Annotated in this window: 18 protein-coding genes; 14 read left to right on the top strand and 4 right to left on the bottom strand. The window is 61.5% G+C overall.

Annotated features, from left to right (window positions below):
* Window positions 1-18: 18 nt before the first annotated feature.
* From LDN75_RS13465 to LDN75_RS13405, 13 genes are all read left to right on the top strand, one after another.
* Window positions 19-222 carry a ubiquitin-like protein Pup gene (locus LDN75_RS13465; protein WP_216925702.1) on the top strand — a complete coding sequence of 68 codons (204 nt, stop codon included), beginning with the start codon at window positions 19-21 and terminating at the stop codon, window positions 220-222.
* Window positions 223-301: 79 nt separating this feature from the next.
* Complete coding sequence (gene prcB, locus LDN75_RS13460) at window positions 302-1111, top strand: proteasome subunit beta (RefSeq protein WP_223932797.1); 810 nt, start codon at window positions 302-304, stop codon at window positions 1109-1111.
* 1 nt (window position 1112) lies between these two features.
* Window positions 1113-1820 (top strand): proteasome subunit alpha, encoded by a 708-nt coding sequence (prcA, locus tag LDN75_RS13455; RefSeq protein WP_223932796.1) that lies wholly within the window; start codon window positions 1113-1115, stop codon window positions 1818-1820.
* A 1-nt stretch (window position 1821) separates the two neighbouring features.
* Window positions 1822-3186: a Pup--protein ligase gene (gene pafA / locus LDN75_RS13450; RefSeq protein ID WP_223932795.1), complete on the top strand. Its 1365-nt coding sequence runs from the start codon at window positions 1822-1824 to the stop codon at window positions 3184-3186.
* A 129-nt stretch (window positions 3187-3315) separates the two neighbouring features.
* Window positions 3316-4245, top strand: coding sequence for an FKBP-type peptidyl-prolyl cis-trans isomerase (locus tag LDN75_RS13445; RefSeq protein WP_223932794.1), 930 nt, complete (start codon window positions 3316-3318; stop codon window positions 4243-4245).
* 67 nt (window positions 4246-4312) lie between these two features.
* Window positions 4313-4708 (top strand): FKBP-type peptidyl-prolyl cis-trans isomerase, encoded by a 396-nt coding sequence (locus LDN75_RS13440; RefSeq protein ID WP_216925697.1) that lies wholly within the window; start codon window positions 4313-4315, stop codon window positions 4706-4708.
* Window positions 4709-4804: 96 nt separating this feature from the next.
* On the top strand, window positions 4805-6859 hold the full coding sequence (locus tag LDN75_RS13435) for a WYL domain-containing protein (protein WP_223932793.1): 2055 nt from the start codon (window positions 4805-4807) through the stop codon (window positions 6857-6859).
* 9 nt (window positions 6860-6868) lie between these two features.
* Complete coding sequence (locus tag LDN75_RS13430) at window positions 6869-7219, top strand: hypothetical protein (protein WP_223932792.1); 351 nt, start codon at window positions 6869-6871, stop codon at window positions 7217-7219.
* A 36-nt stretch (window positions 7220-7255) separates the two neighbouring features.
* The gene (gene tatA / locus LDN75_RS13425; protein WP_223932791.1) at window positions 7256-7525 is read left to right on the top strand and encodes a Sec-independent protein translocase subunit TatA; all 270 of its coding nucleotides are present in this window, start codon (window positions 7256-7258) and stop codon (window positions 7523-7525) included.
* A gap of 6 nt (window positions 7526-7531) precedes the next feature.
* Window positions 7532-8368 carry a twin-arginine translocase subunit TatC gene (gene tatC, locus LDN75_RS13420; protein WP_223932790.1) on the top strand — a complete coding sequence of 279 codons (837 nt, stop codon included), beginning with the start codon at window positions 7532-7534 and terminating at the stop codon, window positions 8366-8368.
* Between the two features lie 24 nt (window positions 8369-8392).
* Window positions 8393-11362, top strand: a complete 2970-nt coding sequence (locus LDN75_RS13415; RefSeq protein ID WP_223932789.1) for a DEAD/DEAH box helicase — start codon at window positions 8393-8395, stop codon at window positions 11360-11362.
* 54 nt (window positions 11363-11416) lie between these two features.
* Entirely contained in the window at window positions 11417-13078 is a 1662-nt protein-coding gene (locus LDN75_RS13410; RefSeq protein ID WP_223932788.1) for an amidohydrolase family protein, read from the top strand.
* Between the two features lie 416 nt (window positions 13079-13494).
* On the top strand, window positions 13495-14238 hold the full coding sequence (locus LDN75_RS13405; RefSeq protein ID WP_223932787.1) for a polyprenol monophosphomannose synthase: 744 nt from the start codon (window positions 13495-13497) through the stop codon (window positions 14236-14238).
* Between the two features lie 74 nt (window positions 14239-14312).
* On the opposite strand, the gene LDN75_RS13400 is transcribed toward LDN75_RS13405, so the two are convergent.
* The 4 genes from LDN75_RS13400 to LDN75_RS13385 all read right to left on the bottom strand — a co-directional run bounded on the left by LDN75_RS13400 (window position 14313) and on the right by LDN75_RS13385 (window position 17426).
* Window positions 14313-14660 (bottom strand): RNA polymerase-binding protein RbpA, encoded by a 348-nt coding sequence (locus tag LDN75_RS13400; RefSeq protein WP_021470504.1) that lies wholly within the window; start codon window positions 14658-14660, stop codon window positions 14313-14315.
* A 277-nt stretch (window positions 14661-14937) separates the two neighbouring features.
* Window positions 14938-15933, bottom strand: a complete 996-nt coding sequence (locus LDN75_RS13395) for an SPFH domain-containing protein (protein WP_223932786.1) — start codon at window positions 15931-15933, stop codon at window positions 14938-14940.
* A gap of 96 nt (window positions 15934-16029) precedes the next feature.
* On the bottom strand, window positions 16030-16491 hold the full coding sequence (locus LDN75_RS13390) for an NfeD family protein (RefSeq protein ID WP_216925837.1): 462 nt from the start codon (window positions 16489-16491) through the stop codon (window positions 16030-16032).
* An 80-nt stretch (window positions 16492-16571) separates the two neighbouring features.
* Window positions 16572-17426 (bottom strand): methyltransferase domain-containing protein, encoded by an 855-nt coding sequence (locus LDN75_RS13385; RefSeq protein WP_223932785.1) that lies wholly within the window; start codon window positions 17424-17426, stop codon window positions 16572-16574.
* Window positions 17427-17495: 69 nt separating this feature from the next.
* Between LDN75_RS13385 and LDN75_RS13380 the strand changes: the two genes are divergently transcribed.
* A complete protein-coding gene (locus tag LDN75_RS13380) occupies window positions 17496-19511 on the top strand; it encodes a S9 family peptidase (protein WP_223932784.1) in 2016 nt (671 codons plus the stop codon).
* The last annotated feature ends 5 nt before the right edge of the window (window positions 19512-19516 follow it).

The following is a 19516-nucleotide window of genomic DNA, read 5'->3' as shown; positions in this document are numbered from 1 at the left end:
GACAGTAGGGAGATAGAAATGGCAGCTCAGGAGCAACAGCAACCGCAGTCACGGGACACCGAGACTGAAGTCGACGTCCCGGAGGCCCCACCGGCAGCACCCGAAGCCCAGGCCTCGGATGCCACCCAAGGTGTGGACGACCTCCTTGACGAAATCGACGGCGTCCTGGAATCCAACGCTGAAGAGTTCGTCAGGGCCTTCGTCCAAAAGGGCGGCCAGTAAGCGGACCCGACACACCATGTACTGCCCGGCTGGCGCGAGGCCACCGGGCATCGGAATGCAGAGTCGAAGGAGTGCAGCAATGCAGGACCCATCAACCGGCCCCCTGGCCACCCAGGCAACGTCTTCATTCACGGAGCACCTTCAACGCTCGCGTCCCGAACTCCTTCCCTTCAACCAAACGTTGCCGGCCGGCACCGTACCGTCCTCGCCGCACGCAACCACGATCGTCGCCTTGACGTATGCCGGTGGCGTGCTGATGGCGGGGGACCGGCGGGCAACCATGGGAAACGTGATCGCCAGCAGGCACATTGAGAAGGTCTTTCCCGCGGACCAGTATTCGGTGCTGGGCATTGCCGGTACAGCTGGCCTGGCGATCGACATTACGCGGCTCTTCCAAGTGGAACTGGAGCATTACGAGAAGATTGAGGGCACCCTCCTCAGCCTGGTTGGCAAGGCCAACCGTTTGGGTGCCATGATCCGCGGCAACCTCCCCATGGCAATGCAGGGAATGGCAGTAATTCCCTTGTTTGCCGGCTTCGACCAAGTATCAGGCACCGGACGGCTGTTCTCCTACGACGTCACTGGTGGGCGCTATGAGGAACAGGAACACCACTCCGTGGGTTCGGGTTCAGTCTTTGCGCGGGGTGCGCTGAAAAAACTTTGGAAACCCAACCTCTCGGAAGAGCAAGCTGTCGCCGTAGCGGTAGAGGCGCTTTACGACGCCGCAGACGACGACTCCGCAACGGGCGGCCCGGACCCTGTCCGTCAGCTGTGGCCCGTGGTGTACACCGTCAACCGTGCCGGCAACCGCCGGGTACCCGAACGGGACTTGGCTGCGATAGCTGGTACCATCGTCGAATCCCGTGCCATCGCCGGACGGGAGGCCTGAGATGACGCAGCAGTTCTATGTCTCGCCCGAACAGTTGATGAAGGACCGTGCGGACTTTGCACGGAAGGGCATAGCCCGCGGACGTTCCGTAGTGGTGATCAGTTGCGCGGACGGCATCGCGCTGATCGCTGAGAATCCGTCACCGTCGCTGCACAAAATCGGCGAGATCTACGACAAAATAGCCTTCGCGGCAGTGGGCAAGTACAACGAGTTCGAAAGCTTGCGCCAGGCCGGCGTACGGTATGCGGACGTCCGTGGCTACTCCTACGATCGCGAAGACGTGACCGCGCGGGGGTTGGCCAGCGTGTACGCGCAGAGCCTTGGCGCCGTGTTCACGGCCGAACAAAAGCCCTTTGAAGTGGAACTGGCCGTGGCTGAGGTAGGCCTGACGCAGGAGCAGGACCACCTGTACCGGCTCACCTTTGATGGTTCGATTGCCGACGAGAACGGCTTTGTGGTGATGGGCGGCCTTGCCGACCAGATTTCCGACGTCGTTAGCGGGGCTTGGGAGCCTGAGCTTGGTTTTGCTGGGGCAATGCGGCTGGCTTTGCGCGCTTTGGCGGCAGACAAGGAAGCCGACGCCCTTCCGGCTACGGCCGTCGAAGCCGCTGTCCTGGACCGCGCTTCGGAGAGCCACCGGGGTTCCCGCCGGGCTTTCCGGCGTCTGCGTCCCGAGGACATGACACAGCTGCTCACAGAGGAGGCTTGAGATGGACAAGCGCATATTCGGCATCGAGACGGAATTTGGAATTTCCTATTCCAGCCCCGACTCACGTCCCTTGGCCCCCGAAGAAGTGGCCCGCTACTTGTTCCGCAAGGTGGTGAGCTGGGGCAGGTCTTCGAACGTCTTCCTGACCAATGGCTCACGCCTGTATCTGGACGTTGGTTCGCACCCGGAATACGCCACCGCAGAATGTGATGACCTCGCGCAGCTCATCGCCCACGACAGGGCAGGGGAGCTCATCCTGGACGACCTCGTCGATGAAGCCCAGGCCCGCCTCGCTGCTGAGGGTTTCAACGGAACTGTCTACCTCTTCAAGAACAACACCGACTCTGCCGGAAACTCCTACGGCAGCCACGAGAATTACCTCATACCCCGCCGGGGTGAGTTTTCCAGGCTGGCCGAGATTCTTATCCCGTTCCTCGTGACCCGTCAGCTCATCGCAGGAGCGGGCAAAGTCCTGAAGACGCCCCACGGTGCAACCTTCGCCTTTTCGCAGCGGGCCGACCACATCTGGGAGGGCGTGTCCTCCGCCACCACCAGGTCCCGGCCCATCATCAACACCCGCGACGAGCCGCACGCCGATGCCGAGTTCTACCGCAGGCTCCATGTGATCGTTGGTGATTCCAACATGTCTGAAACCTCCACACTCCTCAAAGTGGGTACGGTGGATCTCATCCTGCGAATGATAGAGGCAGGCGTGATCATGCGGGACATGCGAATGGAAAACCCCATCCGCAGCATCCGCGAAATATCCCATGACCTTTCGGGCAGCGCCTTGGTACGCCTGGCCAACGGCAGGCAACTGTCGGCCCTTGATATCCAGCGGGAGTACCTGGCAAAGGTCAAGGAGTTTGTGGCCGCGAACGGCGCACACAACGCCCATGTGCCGCTCATTCTTGATCTCTGGGAGCGGACACTGGACGCCATTGAAAGCGGCGATACCAGCACCATCGATACCGAGGTGGACTGGGCCATCAAGAAGAAGCTGATGGATTCTTACATGCGCCGGCACGACCTCAGCCTGGACTCCCCACGCATTGCCCAGCTGGATCTTACCTACCACGACATTTCACGGCAGCGCGGTCTCTTCTTCCTGTTGCAGTCACGCGACGCCGCGCGGCGCCTGGTCCCTGAAACCGAGGTCAAGGACGCCGTGGATACTCCTCCACAGACCACCAGGGCAAAGCTGCGGGGCGACTTCGTCCGCAGGGCGCAGGAACTTGGACGCGACTACACGGTTGACTGGGTTCATTTGAAGCTCAACGACCGCGCACACCAGACGATCCTCTGCAAGGACCCGTTCCGCAGCGTGGATGACCGCGTTGATGCGCTCCTTGACTCCATGGGCTAACGGGTTTTCTGAGGGGACTCCCAGCTTCACCGGCTATTCTTGACTGTGGCCTCTTACCAAGAGGCCATTGCCTTGGATCTGCCATGCGCCTTTCCGAGTGTCCTTTGCCCCGACGAAAGTGTCTTTTTTGTGCGCCGACTCCTAGCAATTCTTCTTCCTGCCCTGCTGCTCATCACCGCGTGCGGGGGAGGGGGCACGCCAGCCGCCGAGCCCACCAGCCAGTCATCCGGCGATGTCTCCAAACTTGATTCCGTCAAGGTAACGGACAACGGAGACGACAAAGCACCCGGCCTGGACTTCACCAAGCCGCTCACCGTCACTGAACCCACCATCAAGGTAGTCAGCGAAGGCGACGGAGATCGCATCAAGGCCGGCCAGGTAGCCGAACTCGCGTATATCGCCGTAGACGGCAACGACGGCAAGACCGTTGAAGATGTCTACAAGAATGGTCCGCAGCCCATTGAGCTGAATGACGAGCTCAAGAAGGGCAACGAACTGATCTACAACGCCATTGTCGGCGCCAAGATCGGCTCACACATCGCTTTCGCCGCACCGGGCTCGGCCGCCACTGGGGCGGCAGCGGGCTCAACGCAGTTGGTCGTTTTCAAGCTGCTTTCCGCCAAAGAGGCGGCACCGGTTCTGTCGAAGCCGGAAGGCGAGACCATTACCCCTCCGGCTGGGCTCCCAACCGTCAAGGAAGACGACAAGGGCATCCCGCAGATCTCCGTTGACGGCGCAGCCGCTCCGAAGGAACTCATCGCCCAGGACCTGATCAAGGGTTCCGGCGCTGCCGTCAAGGCAACTGACACCCTGACCGTCAACTACGTCGGCGTCAATCTTGTGGGCGGCCAGAAGTTCGACTCGAGCTTTGACCGCGGGCAGACAGCGAGCTTCGCGCTCTCGGGCGTCATCAAGGGCTGGACCCAGGGCCTGGAAGGCAAGACGATCGGCTCCCGGGTCCTGTTGGTTATCCCGCAGGACCTTGCTTACGGCGCGGCCGGACAGGGTGAAGCCAAGGGCGATCTCGTCTTCGTCGTTGACATCCTCGGCGTCAAGTAGCAGCCACATAATCAGGCTGGCTAAGCTTGTTCCTGACACCATTCATCCCCCAAACCAAGGAGCAACCATGTCATTTGGTCAGCGTGACTTCGACCGCACCAAGCCGGAAATCGACTTCCCGGAAGGCGATGTCCCCACCGAACTCGTCATCACGGACCTCATCGAAGGTTCCGGCGCCGAGGCCAAGGCCGGCGATACCGTTTCCACCCACTACGTTGGCGTCGCCTGGTCCACGGGCGAAGAGTTCGACGCTTCCTGGGGCCGTGGCGCACCGCTGGACTTCCGTGTTGGCGTAGGCCAGGTCATCCAGGGCTGGGACCAGGGCCTGCTGGGTATGAAGGTTGGCGGCCGTCGACGCCTGGAAATCCCTTCAGAGCTGGCGTATGGATCCCGTGGCGCTGGCGGAGCGATCAAGCCCAACGAGGCCTTGATCTTCGTGGTTGACCTCGTAGCTGTCCGCTAGGACGCAAGCTTCCTGACAAGGCGCGTTACCTTCCGGCTTTGCCGGGCGGTGACGCGCCTTGCTGCTTTCGCCCAGGACTTTAGTAACGTAGCAAGCGTGTCCGCATCCCGCACTGAACGACTCCTGAACCTCCTGCTTGCCTTGCTCAACACCAGGGTGGGCCTTCCGCGCGCTGTCCTGCGGGAAAAGGTCTATCACGACTCCGCCGAAAACGATGTCGCCTTCGGGCGGATGTTCGAGCGCGACAAAGCGGAACTGAAGCAGTTCGGCTTTGAGATCGAGACTCTCACGGACCCCCGCGCCTTTGGGGGCGACGACCCGGCATCAACCCGATACCGCATCGGCAAGGATTCCAACAGACTTCCTGATGTCAGCCTGACGCCGGCTGAATGCACAGTCCTCCTGCTGGCCGCCCAGTTGTGGGAACGGGCTGCACTCGGCAACGCCGCAGTCAACGCCGTCCGGAAGCTGCAGGCCGCCGGTGGATTCACCGACGTCGACCTGCCTGCCGGCGTCCAGCCGCGGATCAAGCCCGCTGGGCAAGCATTCGACGACGTCGTGGCGGCGATGCACGGCCGGCATGCGGTCCGCTTCGGCTACCTCGCCGGAAGCACCGGGCGTGAAGAAGTCCGCGAAGTGGAGCCCTGGGGCCTGGGAAGCCGGTTCGGACAGTGGTACCTCGTGGGATTGGACCGGGGGAGGGCAGCCAAGAGGATCTTCAGGTTGTCGAGGATGACCAGCGCCGTCTCGGCCATACCGGGGAGTTCCTTCGAGCCGCCTGCAGGTTTCAACGCCCGCGCTGAGCTGGACTCACTTAACGAACTTCCCTTGCAGCAGGCGGTCATGGACGTGGACGCCGGCCGACTGCTGGCACTGCGTAAGCGGGCTGTTTCCACAGAAGCTGACAGTGGCCAGGGCGGCCGGGACCGTGTGGTCGTGGAATTCCGGGATCCCGAGCAGCTTGCCGAGGAACTGGCCTCGTACGGCCCCCACGTCAAGGTGGCTGAGCCTGCCGAGTTGCGTGCCGCCGTCGTACGCAGGCTCAAAAGCGCCGCCGCGTTCAATGCGTCTCCTGCCATCCCGGTGGAATTCCCCGAGGCTGCGCGCGCGCAGCGATCGCGGAAACGAACGTCCGAAGACCAGCTCACACGCATGCTGCAGCTGGTGCCGTTCCTCGTCCACCACCAAGGCCTGCACGTCCAGGAAGTAGCGGACCGCTTCGGCATCAGCCGCAAAGCCCTCATTGACGATCTCAAAATACTGATCTGCTCCGGGCTGCCCGGGGGCTATCCGGACGACCTCCTGGACATCCAATGGGAAAACGACCATGTGTACATCACGGAGCACCTGGACCTGAATCGTCCTGTGCGGTTCAGCGAGGACGAAGCCGCGGCGTTGCTGACTGGATTGTCCATGCTCGGTGACCTGCCCGCACTCGCAGGTCTGCCTGAGGATGAACCGGGAAGCGCCTTGGAGTCAGTGACGATCAAACTGACGGGTGCCGCAGGGCAGGCCGGCCGCATGGCGGGTGCCGTCGCCGGCCAATCAGTAGCCCCCGAGCAATCGGAGGCGTTCGCTACCATTACACGCGCCATCAGGGATGGCCAACAGCTGCGCCTGGACTACCTTTCCCCGCAAAGGGATGAGGTAACGGAACGCGACGTGGACCCCCTGAGGCTCTACTCGTTGGACAACACGTGGTACTTCGAGGCGTACTGCCACAGCAAGTCCGGACTCCGCAATTTCCGGCTGGACCGGGTTCAATCCCTGGAGCCCAATGGCCGGGCCGTCTCCGGAACAGCAACTGCTGACGCAGACTTTCCTGCGAGGCTTTTCACTCCCAGCGACGACGACGTCCTGGTGGTGCTTGAGTTGACCCGGCAGGGCGTTGGCTTGGCTGATGACTACTACGCCGAGCGGACCGCGGAATTGCCGAACGGTGGGCTCTTGGCTGAGGTGCGCTTTGGAAACGTGGAATGGCTGCCCATGTTTGTGTCCCAACACGGAGGAACGGTGCGCGTGCTGGATCCTGCCGAGCTGCGCCAGGAAGCCCAGACGTGGCTCATAGCGGCCCTTGCGCAATACGACACTGACCAGTACGGCACTGCCCAATACGACGCCGTTTCCTCCCCGGACAACGCGGCTGGCTAGACTACTCAGATGCCTTGGTGGTTTTGGATCCTGTTGTGGATCGCGCTCATAGCCCTTTCGTTGCTCCTCCATGTGACCCTGGGTTTTCGGTTGTTCAGGAAGTTCATGGCTACTGTTCACGAATTAGGGGACGCAGGGAAACGTTTCGGCCATATTTCTCCTGCCGCGGAAACCTCCGATGTTGAGGCCCCTGATGGTCGCCCGGAGCCGGGTTCCGCAATTTTTGCCTCGCCGGAGCAGATGCGTCATGATTACCTGACGGCCAAAGCCTTCCGCCAGGAAGTTCGTCGCCAGAAGCGCGTTCAGCGCAAAGCAGAGCGGGGTCAGCCCCAATCCCTGCACGACATTGAATTCAGATAGACGTAGGATGTATCCAAAAGGAAAGGACCTCCCCACATGAGGCTCGAAGGCTGGCATCTCATCATCATCATCGTTCTGGCTCTGGTGCTTTTTGCTGCACCGAAGCTGCCGTCCATGGCGCGCAGCATTGGCCAGTCGATGCGTATTTTCAAGTCTGAAGTCCGGGAAATGAAGAAGGACGGTTCCTCCGAAAAGAAGGAAACCGAGGACCCCTCTGACGCCGTCGAAGGCAGGGTTGTAGACCACCCGGACGTCAAGGCCAAGAACACTGGCGAGACCGACGTTCCGCCCTCCAACCGCGTCTAAGAAGAAGTGGTAGAGACGAAGGGGCGCAAGGCCAACCCCGAAGCCCGGATGGCGCTCCTTGACCATCTTAAGGAGCTGAAGAACCGGCTCTTCAAGGCTGCCATCGGCGTTATTCTTGGGACGGTGCTGGGCTTCATTGTCTATCAACCCCTCTTGGAAGCTTTGATCAAGCCGATCAAAGACCTGAACGAAAAAGAGGGCCGCGCAGCCAGCCTCAACTTTGATGGCGTAGCCAGCTCATTCGACCTCATGGTGCAGGTCTCGGTTTTCCTTGGCGTGATCCTTTCCAGTCCCGTCTGGATCTATCAGCTGTGGGCCTTCATAGTCCCGGGCCTGCACAAAAAAGAGCGTCGGTTGGCTCTGTCCTTCGTTGCGGCTGCCGTTCCGCTGTTTATCGGCGGCGTCCTGTTGGCATGGCTGGTGCTTCCCAACGCAGTGCGTGTCCTGACGGACTTCACGCCCACCGGCGCTTCAAACTTCATTAGTGCCGAAATCTACCTTGCGTTTGTCCTTAGGCTGCTTCTGGCCTTCGGCATCGCCTTCCTGGTGCCGGTGGTGCTGGTGGGGCTGAACCTGGCCGGAATCATCAAGGGCAAACAACTCGTCAAGAGCTGGCGTATAACGATCTTCCTGGTCTGCCTGTTCGCGGCAATGGCTGCCCCGGGTGCAGATGCCATGAGCATGTTCTACTTGGCTGCGCCTATGCTGCTTCTGTTCTTCGCTGCAATCGGCGTTTGTCTCTGGAACGACCGCCGGCGGGAACGTCGTTCCATCAAACGGGCTGCTGAGACCGAGGCCACGGCAGATATTGCCACCCCGGCCTCGGATCTGGAGAATCTCTAGACCCCGGGCCATTAGGCTTGGTGCATGTCCTCCATTTCCGGGTCCCAATCACCATCAGAGAGCTACCAGGCGGCGGCGCACCGGGCAGCTGAGGCCAAGACGTATCTTGGTGCCTTTGCCCGTTCCCTGGACTTTGAATTGGATGACTTCCAACGTGAGGCGTGCCGCTCACTGCAGGAGGGCCGCGGTGTCCTCGTTGCGGCCCCAACGGGTGCGGGAAAGACGATCGTTGGTGAATTCGCTATCTATCTGGCCTTGGAACGTGGCCTCAAAGCGTTCTATACGACGCCCATCAAGGCGCTAAGCAACCAGAAATTCTCGGAGCTCGCCGCGAAGTACGGCGCTGCCAACGTTGGACTGCTGACGGGCGATACCACCATCAACGGTGAGGCACCCGTTGTGGTCATGACCACCGAAGTCCTCCGCAACATGCTGTACGCGGAGTCCGAGACACTCGGGGACCTCGGCTTCGTGGTGATGGACGAGGTCCACTACCTCGCAGACCGCTTCCGCGGTGCAGTGTGGGAAGAAGTGATTATTCATTTGCCCACTGAGGTACAGGTCGCTTCGCTGAGCGCCACTGTGTCCAACGCCGAAGAGTTTGGTGCTTGGCTGGATACAGTCCGGGGCGATACCGATGTCATCGTTTCCGAGCACCGGCCTGTCCCGCTCTGGCAGCACGTCATGGTAGGCCGGGAGATTGTTGACCTCTTTGCCGGTGATACCACTTTCGATGAAATCGCCCCTCAGATACCGGACACCGATGTACCGGATCTCAGCGATGTTGAGGATGCCGTGGACGAAGCCACCCTTCCGGCAGAAGCACGAAAGATCACTGCCAAGAGTTTTGTGGCATCCACGGCCCGGCAGGCAGTAACTGGACCTGAGTTCGAAGTGAACCCGGACCTGCTGGCAATGGCCCGCTCCGAGAGCCGGATGAATTTCAACGGCCGCTTCGGCCATGGTGGCCGGAGCCGCCGTCGGCAGGACCGCTACCGGGATGAGCGGCAGAACACTGAGCAGCGCAGCCCGGTCCGGAAAGCAAGCCGCCCCCAGGTCATTGAGAGCCTTAACCGTCAGGGCCTGTTGCCCGCCATTACGTTCATTTTCTCCCGGGCCGGTTGCGATGCTGCGGTGGCCCAGTGCGCGGCGTCCGGCCTGTGGCTCACAACTGAGCGCGAACAGCAGATCATTGCCCAGCGGGTGGATGAAGCAAGCCACGAAATTCCTGCAGACGACCTTGACGTCCTTGGTTTTTGGGGTTGGCGGGACGGCCTCATCAGGGGCTTCGCGGCTCATCACGCAGGCATGCTTCCCACCTTCAAGGAAGTAGTGGAGAAGCTGTTTGCCGATGGCCTGGTCAAGGCGGTGTTCGCTACGGAGACCTTGGCACTGGGCGTCAACATGCCTGCGCGTTGCGTGGTCCTGGAAAAGCTCGAAAAATTCAATGGGGAAGCCCATGTCAACATCACCGCGGGGGAGTACACGCAGCTGACCGGTCGGGCCGGACGCCGCGGTATCGACGTCGAAGGCCACGCAGTGGTCCTGTGGCAGCCCGGGACGGACCCAGCAGCAGTGGCGGGCTTGGCGTCACGCCGCACGTATCCGCTGAACTCGAGCTTCACGCCCACGTACAACATGAGCATCAACCTGATTGCCCAATTCGGCCGGGTGCGGGCGCGCGAGATCCTGGAGTCGTCCTTCGCGCAGTTCCAGGCTGACCGTTCCGTGGTGGGCCTGGCCAGGCAGGTCCGTGGACGTGAAGAATCACTGGCTGGCTACGCCAAGTCCATGGAATGCCACCTTGGCGACTTCACGGAGTACGCCCGGCTCCGCCGCGAACTCAGCGACACGGAGCAGTTCGCGGCGCGCGACCACCAGCGCGCCCGGAAATCCCGCGTGGCTGATTCCCTGACCCGGCTCATACCGGGGGACGTCATTAGTGTCTCCAGTGGCAGGTTGGCGGGGCACGCCGTCGTGCTTGATGTCGACCCCAATGCCCGCGAACCGCGGCCGTCCGTCCTCACGTCGGACAACCAGCTGCGTCGTATCGGCGTCCATGACCTCGACGGCCCCATTTCCCCAGTGACCCGGATTCGGATTCCCAAGTCGTTCAACGCCAAGGTGCCTAAGTCGCGCCGCGATCTTGCAGCCTCCATGCGGCACGCGGTTAGCGATGAAGCACCGCGGGCCAGGCGCAACAGCAGGCACGAGGACTTCGGCCTGGGTTCGCGTGCCCAGGACCAGGAACAGAAGATCACTGAACTACGCAGGGCGCTCCGGGCGCATCCGTGCCATGGCTGCAGTGAACGCGAAGACCATGCCCGCTGGGCGGAGCGGTGGTGGAAACTCCGCAAGGAGACGGACGGCCTGATCCGCCAGATCCAAGGCAGGACCAACACGATTGCCAAGACGTTCGACCGCGTGTGCGACGTCCTGTCAGCCTATGGGTACCTGGAAACGAACGACGCCGGAATGGTCACCATCAGCACCGATGGGCAGCGGCTTCGGCGCATTTACGGTGAAAAGGACCTGCTCATCTCGCAGTCCATCCGGCGGGGCGCCATCAATGATCTCGACGCCGCTGAGCTTGCCTCTTTGGCCAGCACCCTGGTGTACCAGGCAAAGCGCGAAGACCGGGGTCTTCGCCCCAAGATGCCGTCGGTTTCGCTGGAGACCGCGGTGGATATAGTGGTCCGCGAATGGTCACAGCTGGAGGACACCGAGGAGCAGAACCGTCTTCCGCTGACTGGTGAACCGGAGTTGGGCCTTATGTGGCCCATGTACAAGTGGGCCAAGGGCCGCCATCTTCAGGACGTGCTCAGTGGCACGGATCTCGCCGCCGGCGATTTCGTCCGTTGGGCAAAGCAGGTGGTTGACCTCCTGGATCAACTGGCCAAGATTCCGCAGCTGGATCCGCGCTTGACCCGGATCTGCCGCGAATCCATCGATCTGGTCCGGCGCGGCGTGGTGGCCTACTCCACGGTCGCCTGAACCAGAACCGTTTTCGATCCCAGACTTTTCTTCAACGCTCGAGGAGCACACAGCATGAGCCAGGCAGGCCTGTCCGCCGGGGACCACCCGCACAATAACGACCGCAAGGTCACCATGTACCGGAATGGTTCCATTTACACGGCTGCCGATCCTTTCGCTACTGCCATGGTGGTGGATGGCGACACTGTCGCCTGGGTGGGTTCCGAGCAGGCAGCGACGTCCATAGCGGATTCCTCCATGGAAATCATTGATCTCAGGGGTGCCCTCGTGGCGCCGGGTTTTGTTGACTCGCACACGCATCTGACGGAGACGGGCCTCGCCTTGGCCGGACTGTCCTTGTCCGGCGTGCGCTCTGCCCGGGAACTGCTCGACGCCGTTGCTGCCGCCGGCGGTTCGGGTACCGTCATTGGCCACGGTTGGGATGAAACAACCTGGCAGGATCCCACCCTTCCAATGCTTGAAGAGCTTGAACAGGCCTCGGGCGGGAGGCAGGTTTACCTTTCCCGCGTGGACGTCCACTCCGCTCTCGTATCTTCCTCCCTTGCCGCCGCGGCAGGGCTGGCGGGCATGGACGGCTTCACGGGAGTCGATGCCCGTGTAGTAAGGGCTGCCCACACGGCCGCCCGCCTGGCCGCGCGGCGCTTTAGCGACGCCGAACGGAGTGGGTATCAGGTGCAGGCCCTCCATCATGCGGCTTCCAACGGGTATGTTGCCTTGGCGGAAATGTCGGCACCACACATTTGCGGGCCGGAAGATCTTCACATGGCGACGTCCTGGAACAGGCAGGCCGGAAAACCGCAGGTGCTGCCGTATTGGGGTGAGCTGGCGTCCTCCGAAGATCACGCCCGCAGGATCCTGGAAAGTGTAGTGCCCGGAGTCCTGGGCTTGGCAGGAGACCTGAACATCGACGGTTCCATCGGGTCGCGCACAGCTGCCTTGAGACATGACTATTCCGACGCGCCAGGGCAACGTGGCAACGTGTATCTGTCTGTGGATGAGGCCGCCAAGCACCTTGCCGCTTGCTCACTCCTGGGTGTCCAGGGTGGTTTCCACGTCATCGGTGACGCGGGCCTTGATGCTGCGCTTGACGCATTGGATGCCGCAGCTGCCGAGGTGGGGGAGCAGCGTATCCGCGCAGCAGGACACCGCTTTGAACACGTTGAGCTCGCCGACCAGTCTGCCGTGAAGAAACTGGCGAAGTACTCCGTGACGGTCAGCATGCAGCCGGCATTCGATGCTGCATGGGGAGGCCCTGGAGGACTCTACGAGCAGCGACTGGGCGACCGCAGCAAGGCTATGAACACGTTCGCGGCGTTCTACGCCAACGGAGTTCCGATCACCTTTGGCAGCGATAGTCCCGTGACGCCACTCAGCCCATGGTCCAGCATCCGTGCCTGCTTGGAACACAGCAACCCTGAGCAGCGCATTTCAGCACGCGCGGCCTTCCTTGGCCACACGCGGGCAGGCTGGCGGGCAGCCAAGCACAGGAACCCCCTCATGGGCCAGCTAGTGCCCGGTGCGCCAGCCAGCTTCGCGGTATGGGAAGTTGAGGAACTTATGGTGCAGGTAGCCGATAGCCGTGTGCAGTCGTGGAGCACCGATCCGCGCGCCCGCACGCCCTTGCTCCCGGCGCTGGATACCGGGAGCGATCCTGTGTGCCTGCAGACCGTGAGGGAAGGCCAGGAGCTCTTCGCGCACCAATCTCTTCGAGTCTGAGCGCATATTTCCCCACCTTCGACTGTCCCCTGCTGAACTGGGACGATGCACGAATGGGCAGGTCAGCCCGTGGTTGACAGCTTTTGTAAAGTCCGTAACATTGAGGCTCAACAGATCATTAAGGCTTGGGTTCACCCGGGAGTAATTATCTGGTCGCGGCCAGGATTTGGCCTGGTGGCGGTACGCGAGTGGGCAGGCCCATAGGGCCCCAGAAAACGGTTCGTCCGGCAAAATACCTGTCCGGACAACACTGGTCCTGGGTCTATGGACCTGCCCGCAGCACTTACCTGTGTGTGGCCAGGGCCACAGCTGCCTCAGCAGTGCACGCAATCGCCCTATAATGGAGAGTTGCGCCAGAACGCCAGCCCTGAGGCTGGTCCGGCACACTGACCGCTCCATCAAGGAAAGGCCTCTTCTTGCGTGTCCTGACGATCATCCCTACCTACAACGAGCTGGAATCGCTCCCCAAGACCCTGGGCCGGCTGCGGACAGCAGTCCCAGAGTCGGACGTCCTGGTGGTTGATGACAATAGCCCGGACGGCACGGGACAACTTGCCGACGGCATAGCCGCCGAGGACCAGCAAGTGCACGTACTGCACCGTAAAGGCAAAGAAGGCCTCGGCGCAGCCTACATCGCCGGCTTCAAATGGGGCCTCGCCGCCGGGTATGACGTCTTGGTCGAAATGGACGCCGATGGCTCCCACAAGCCCGAGCAATTGCCCCTCCTCCTGGATGCTGTCAAAGAGGGCGCGGACCTGGCGATGGGCTCACGCTGGGTACCGGGAGGCAGTGTTGTTAACTGGCCGCTCTACCGCCAGGCGATCTCACGTATCGGCAGCACCTATGCCCGCATCATGCTTGGCTTGAAAATCAAGGACGTCACTGGAGGCTACCGTGCATTCCGCCGCAGCACGCTTGAAGCCCTCAAACTGGATGAAGTGGACTCAGTAGGCTACGGCTTTCAGGTTGACCTTGCCTGGCGCGTTGCCAAGCTCGGCCTGCGCATTGAGGAGCGCCCCATCACCTTCGTTGAGCGGGAACTCGGCGCATCCAAGATGAGCGGCAACATCGTGGTGGAAGCCATGATCAACGTGACCAAATGGGGCCTCGCAGCACGCTGGGCCAAGCTCACCGGCAAACAGCCGGCCCTCGCAAAGTAGAGGTAGCTTCCAAAAGAAGAGGCCGGGCCGGTTCCCGAAGGAACCGGCCCGGCCTTTCTGCTTGAGTCTGAAGACTAAGCTGAGCGACGCTCTCCGCGGCGCTCACGCAGGATGTTCAAACGATCCTCAAGGATCTGCTCCAGCTCTGGAAGGCTGCGGCGTTCCAAAAGCATGTCCCAGTGTGTACGGACTGCTTTCTCGTTGGCATCCACGGGACGCTCGCCATCTACAAGCAAGGCTTCCTTGCCGGTCTTGGAAACCCAAACAGGGGGGATCTCGGCTTCAGCAGAGAAGGTCACGAAGACCTGCTCGCCGTCCTCGCAACGGTATTCAACCCGCTGGCGCGGTGCCGGTTCAACGCCGGACTCGGTTTCCATGCTTTGGGCGCCAAGACGCATACCCCGCAGGCTGCGATCGCTCATGATTACTCCCTCTGTCTCTTCGCGGAGCCTGAAACCCCGCGCTAGCCGTAAGCCGTTTGCACGTTCCTTACGGACTACTTCTGCACACCTTGCATCACTAATTGCAACGCCTGGCCAAGCCTTAATGTTCCATCCACACTGAACCAGCCGGACAAATATCCCATTATACCCGGATGGATAGCGAGTACCCAAAAGCTGTATAAACGCATCGAGCGGCCAGCCTCGCTGGCTGGCCGCTCACTTGCCTCAAAACGGAGTTAGTCTGGGGGCCTTGACGCTACTCTGTGGGCCTCGACTGTGCTGCCGGGCTGGACTCGACTGGCGCTGCCGGCACCGGAGCTGCAGCTTTGTTGCTGCCGCCAAAGAGGCCAGCAGCATCCGAGTCGCCGTTGGTGCCTCCGAGCGCGCTGCCAATGCCCTTAAGGGCTTCGCCAACCTCGCTCGGAATGATCCACAGCTTGTTGGAACTGCCCTCTGCGAGCTTGGGCAGCGTCTGCAGGTATTGGTAAGCCAAAAGCTTCTGGTCCGGGTTGCCCTTGTGGATGGCGTCAAAGACCTTCTGTATCGCCTGGGCTTCGCCGTCTGCCCGAAGGATGGCCGCCTTCGCATCACCTTCAGCGGCGAGGATGGCCGCTTGGCGCTGGCCTTCTGCTGTGAGGATTTGCGACTGCTTTGTTCCTTCAGCGGTCAGGATGGCTGCTCGACGGTCGCGCTCGGCACGCATCTGCTTTTCCATCGAGTCTTGGATGGAGTGGGGCGGATCAATAGCCTTCAGTTCAACGCGTGAGACGCGGATGCCCCAGCGGCCGGTCGCTTCGTCCAACACTCCACGCAGCTGGCCATTGATCTGGTCGCGGGATGTGAGCGCCTCTTCGAGGTTGAGGCCACCTACAACGTTACGAAGCGTGGTAGTGGTCAGCTGCTCAACCGCCTGGATGTAATTGGCGATTTCGTAAGTGGCTGCCCGTGGGTCCGTCACCTGGAAGTAGACCACGGTGTCGATCGAAACAACGAGGTTGTCCTCGGTGATGACTGGTTGCGGCGGGAAGGACACAACCTGCTCACGGAGGTCAAGCAACGGCAGGAGCCGGTCGACGAACGGAATCAGGATGGTAAGGCCCGGGTTGAGCGTGCGCTGGTACTTGCCGAGGCGTTCAACGACGCCGGCACGCGCCTGCGGGATGATCCTAACCGACCGGACCAACACGATGATGACAAAAATGACGAGAACAATCAGCACAACTGCTGCCGCTGTTCCTCCTAAACCGTCCATGCGTCTCCTTCATTCCCCAATTGCGTGGCTTGCTATGGCCTTTTGCGGGCAGGCTACCAGCCCGTCACCCGCGTAATTCTGATTGTCTTGGCTAAATCAGCGTGGGCTGTTTTCGGCAGGCGAGGCGACTACCGCCGTCGCGCCGTCAATCCTGGTGACCTGAACGGTGGCGCCTGCGTCGAGGACTCCCGCAGTGCTTCGGGCGCTCCAGACATCGCCGCCGATCTTGACCAGTCCACTGGTGCCTGTGACGGCTTCAATGACCAGGGCGGGCTGACCGATGAGCCGGTCAATGTTCGTCCGCTGTTCCGCTGGTCCCTTATGCAGATGCTTCAGGGCGACCGGCCGGACGAAGGCGATCATCAAGAGGGAGACCACGCTGAAGATGACGATCTGGAGCCAGAAATCGGCGCCGGCGAAGTCTGCGATCAGTCCCGCAAGTGCTCCGCCGCCAAGCATGATGAAGAAGAGGTCGAGGGTAAGCATCTCCACCACCGCGAACGCGAGGAAGACGGTGAGCCAGAGGGCCCACCAATTCTCGCCGAGCCATTCGAACATCAATTCCCCCTTGGTCCCGGACCCCGCTGGCGGGATCACAGTCGCTGTTCCTCCATCCTAGCCCGACGCGTAGTCCCTCGTCAGGAAGCCGAAGCCCCCACTGTGAAGAGGCTGATTCGGAACTTCGCTGTGGTTGCCACGGTCCCATCCGCATCGGCCAGCAGTGCGAGTTCTTCGGGCTTGATGTGGTGGCCGGCCGGTCCCATGTAGGCGATGTCGGCCAATTCGGAGCCCGTGAGGAGCAGGGGTACGTCAAGGTCGAAACCTGACGTTGCATGAAAATAGCCTTCCAGTGACTCGGCCAAACGCGCGGCCTTGCCTTCCTCGATGCCAAGCATTCCGGTTCGGGCAGCGATTTCAGCCAGATGTCCCGGCTGCGGCGTCACGACAATCAGTGTTCCACCCGGCCGCAGCACTCGGGCGAACTCTGCCGGATTTCGTGGGGCAAAGACCACGATGACGACGTCGACCGCGTTATCGGCGACGGGCAGCGGACGCCAAATGTCCCAGACGAGGTTGGCAGCGTGGCCGTTGAGCCGTGCGGCACGCCGGAGTGCGAATTTGGAGATGTCCAGCCCTATGGCTGGAACCGGAGCCTCTTCCAGGACCCTGTGCAGGTAGTGCCCGGTGCCAGTTCCGGCGTCGAGAACCAGGGCCCCCGGCCGCTGCAGCGATGCGGCTGCCAAGCCGGCAACGCGATCAGCCAAGGCGGCATAGTGTCCGCTATCCAGGAACCGCTGGCGGGCTCCAACCATCCCTGCCGAATCAGCTTCGAAAACCGTGCCTTTGCCCGTGAGCAGGTTGAAGTAACCCTGTTTCGCGGCATCGAAAACGTGCCCTGAACCGCAAACGAGCCTCCGCTGCGGATCCTCGACCAGCTGAAACGGCCCTTCGCAAACGGGACAACGGAGGGCGGCAACAGCGTTGGACAACATGGGTTCAATCCTACGGTGGGCCGGAGTGTCTGGTGCCTGTGGCAAGGTGGCAGGGCTAGGCTCACCAACGTGAAACCCGAGCAACTGCCTTTGTTGAACTCCGTCTCCGCCCCTGCCATCCACCCGGACGGCACCAAAGCGGTGGTATCCGTCGTCAGGCCCGATTTCGACGCCGATACCTACGTAGGTCAATTGTGGAACGTGCCGCTGGACACCACCAAGCGCCCACGGCGTATCACCCGCGGGTTCAGGGACACGTCGCCGGCTTTCTCGCCTGACGGCCTTGTTTTGGCCTTCCTGCGGAGTGATGCCGAGGGAAAAGCACAACTGTTCGTCGTGGAATCAGCAGGCGGCGAACCACAGCAGGTCACGGATCAGCACACCGGGGTCAACGGTTTTGCGTGGGCTCCCGATTCCCATCGGCTGGTCTTCACCAGCCGCGTTGCGGAACCGGGACGCTATGGAACCGTCGACGGCGTTGATTCCGGAAGCGAAGACGCCCGGCTTATCGCCGTGAACCAGTACCGGATGAATGGCGTGGGGTACGTCCTGGACCAACGCCAGCAGCTGTTCCTGATTGACGTGCCGGAATTGGGCGGCGAGCCTGTTGTCATTCCACGTGGCAGAGCCGCCCACGAACGGTCTGGGGCCAAGGTAACCGGAGTCCCCACCGCCAAGCAGATTACGTTTGGCGAATCGGATCATGAGGCGCCCTGCTTCTCGGCAGACGGCAGGTTCCTTTACTTCATAGCCGCACTGCACGACCGGCACGATGAAGACCTCGTGACGTCCGTGTACCGGGTTGACGCATCAGGCGGCCAGCCCGGGCTCGTCAAAATTAACAACCAACGTCTGCAGACGGTCACAGCCGTGCGGGAATCTACCGATGGCCGTTGGCTCTTCTTCACGGCGCAAGACCTCGGCCACACCGGACGGGATTTTGTGGCGCGCAACGGAGTTCTCTATTCAATGCCCGTTGCCGGGGGAGAGGCCGTTGCCCTTACCGACGTCGAGCATTTGGACATCTCGGGGCCGCTGGAACCGAGCGGGCCGGACAGCGTCCTTGTATTAAACACGGCGCTGGGCAGCGTGGAGCTCCTCGATATCACCGCGGAAGGAAGCATCACTCCTCTGGTGCATGGAGCGCGGGTAGTCAGTGGAGCCACCGTCGCCGCCAATGGCGAAATTGCCGTGAGCTTCCAGGACGCCTCCACCGCAGGCGACGTCGCCTCCCTGGAGCGAGGTGAACTGCGCCTGCTGACGGACTTCTCGGCGGAACTGCGGAATAGTTCCCGCGTCAGTGAACCCATGGAATTCCAGGCAGATGCCAGTGACGGGTACCTCGTGCATGGTTGGTTGGTGCTGCCTGACGGACCAGGGCCACACCCTGTCCTGCTCACCATCCATGGTGGACCGTTCTCCCAATACACGGGAGCCTTCTTTGACGAAGCGCAAGTCTATGCAGCTGCGGGATATGCAGTAGCAATGTGCAACCCCCGGGGTTCGTCAGGCTATGGACAATCCCATGGGCGCGCCATCAAGGAGCGCATGGGGACCCTGGACATGCAGGACGTGCTCGCCTTCCTGGACGCCGCCTTGTCCACGCATACAACTTTGGATGCTGATCGTGTGGGCATCATGGGCGGATCATATGGCGGCTATCTCACGGCATGGACCATCGCACACGATCACCGTTTCAAAGGGGCAATTGTGGAACGTGGATTCCTGGACCCGGTCAGCTTCGCGGGCACTTCCGACATCGGTTGGTTTTTTGGTGGCGAATACGCCGGAGCGACACCGGGGCAGCTTGTGGCACAGAGCCCATTGGCCGTAGCCGCCTCGGTCCAGACACCGACTCTGGTAATCCACAGCGAAAACGATCTTCGGTGTCCACTGGAACAAGGGCAGCGGTACTTCGCGCTGCTGAAGGAGAGAGGAATTGAGACCTCGTTACTGGTCTTCCCCGGGGAGGATCATGAATTGTCGCGCTCCGGGACCCCGCATCACCGCAAGCAACGGTTCGAACACATCCTGGCATGGTGGGCCACCCACCTGCCTACGGCATCGAACCGCATGCCCGACTGAGGCAC

The sequence above is a fragment of the Arthrobacter sp. StoSoilB5 genome (assembly GCF_019977235.1).
Taxonomy (GTDB): Bacteria; Actinomycetota; Actinomycetes; order Actinomycetales; family Micrococcaceae; genus Arthrobacter.
Note: the sequence above shows the minus strand (reverse complement) of the source record. Positions and strands in the feature narration are given on the sequence as shown.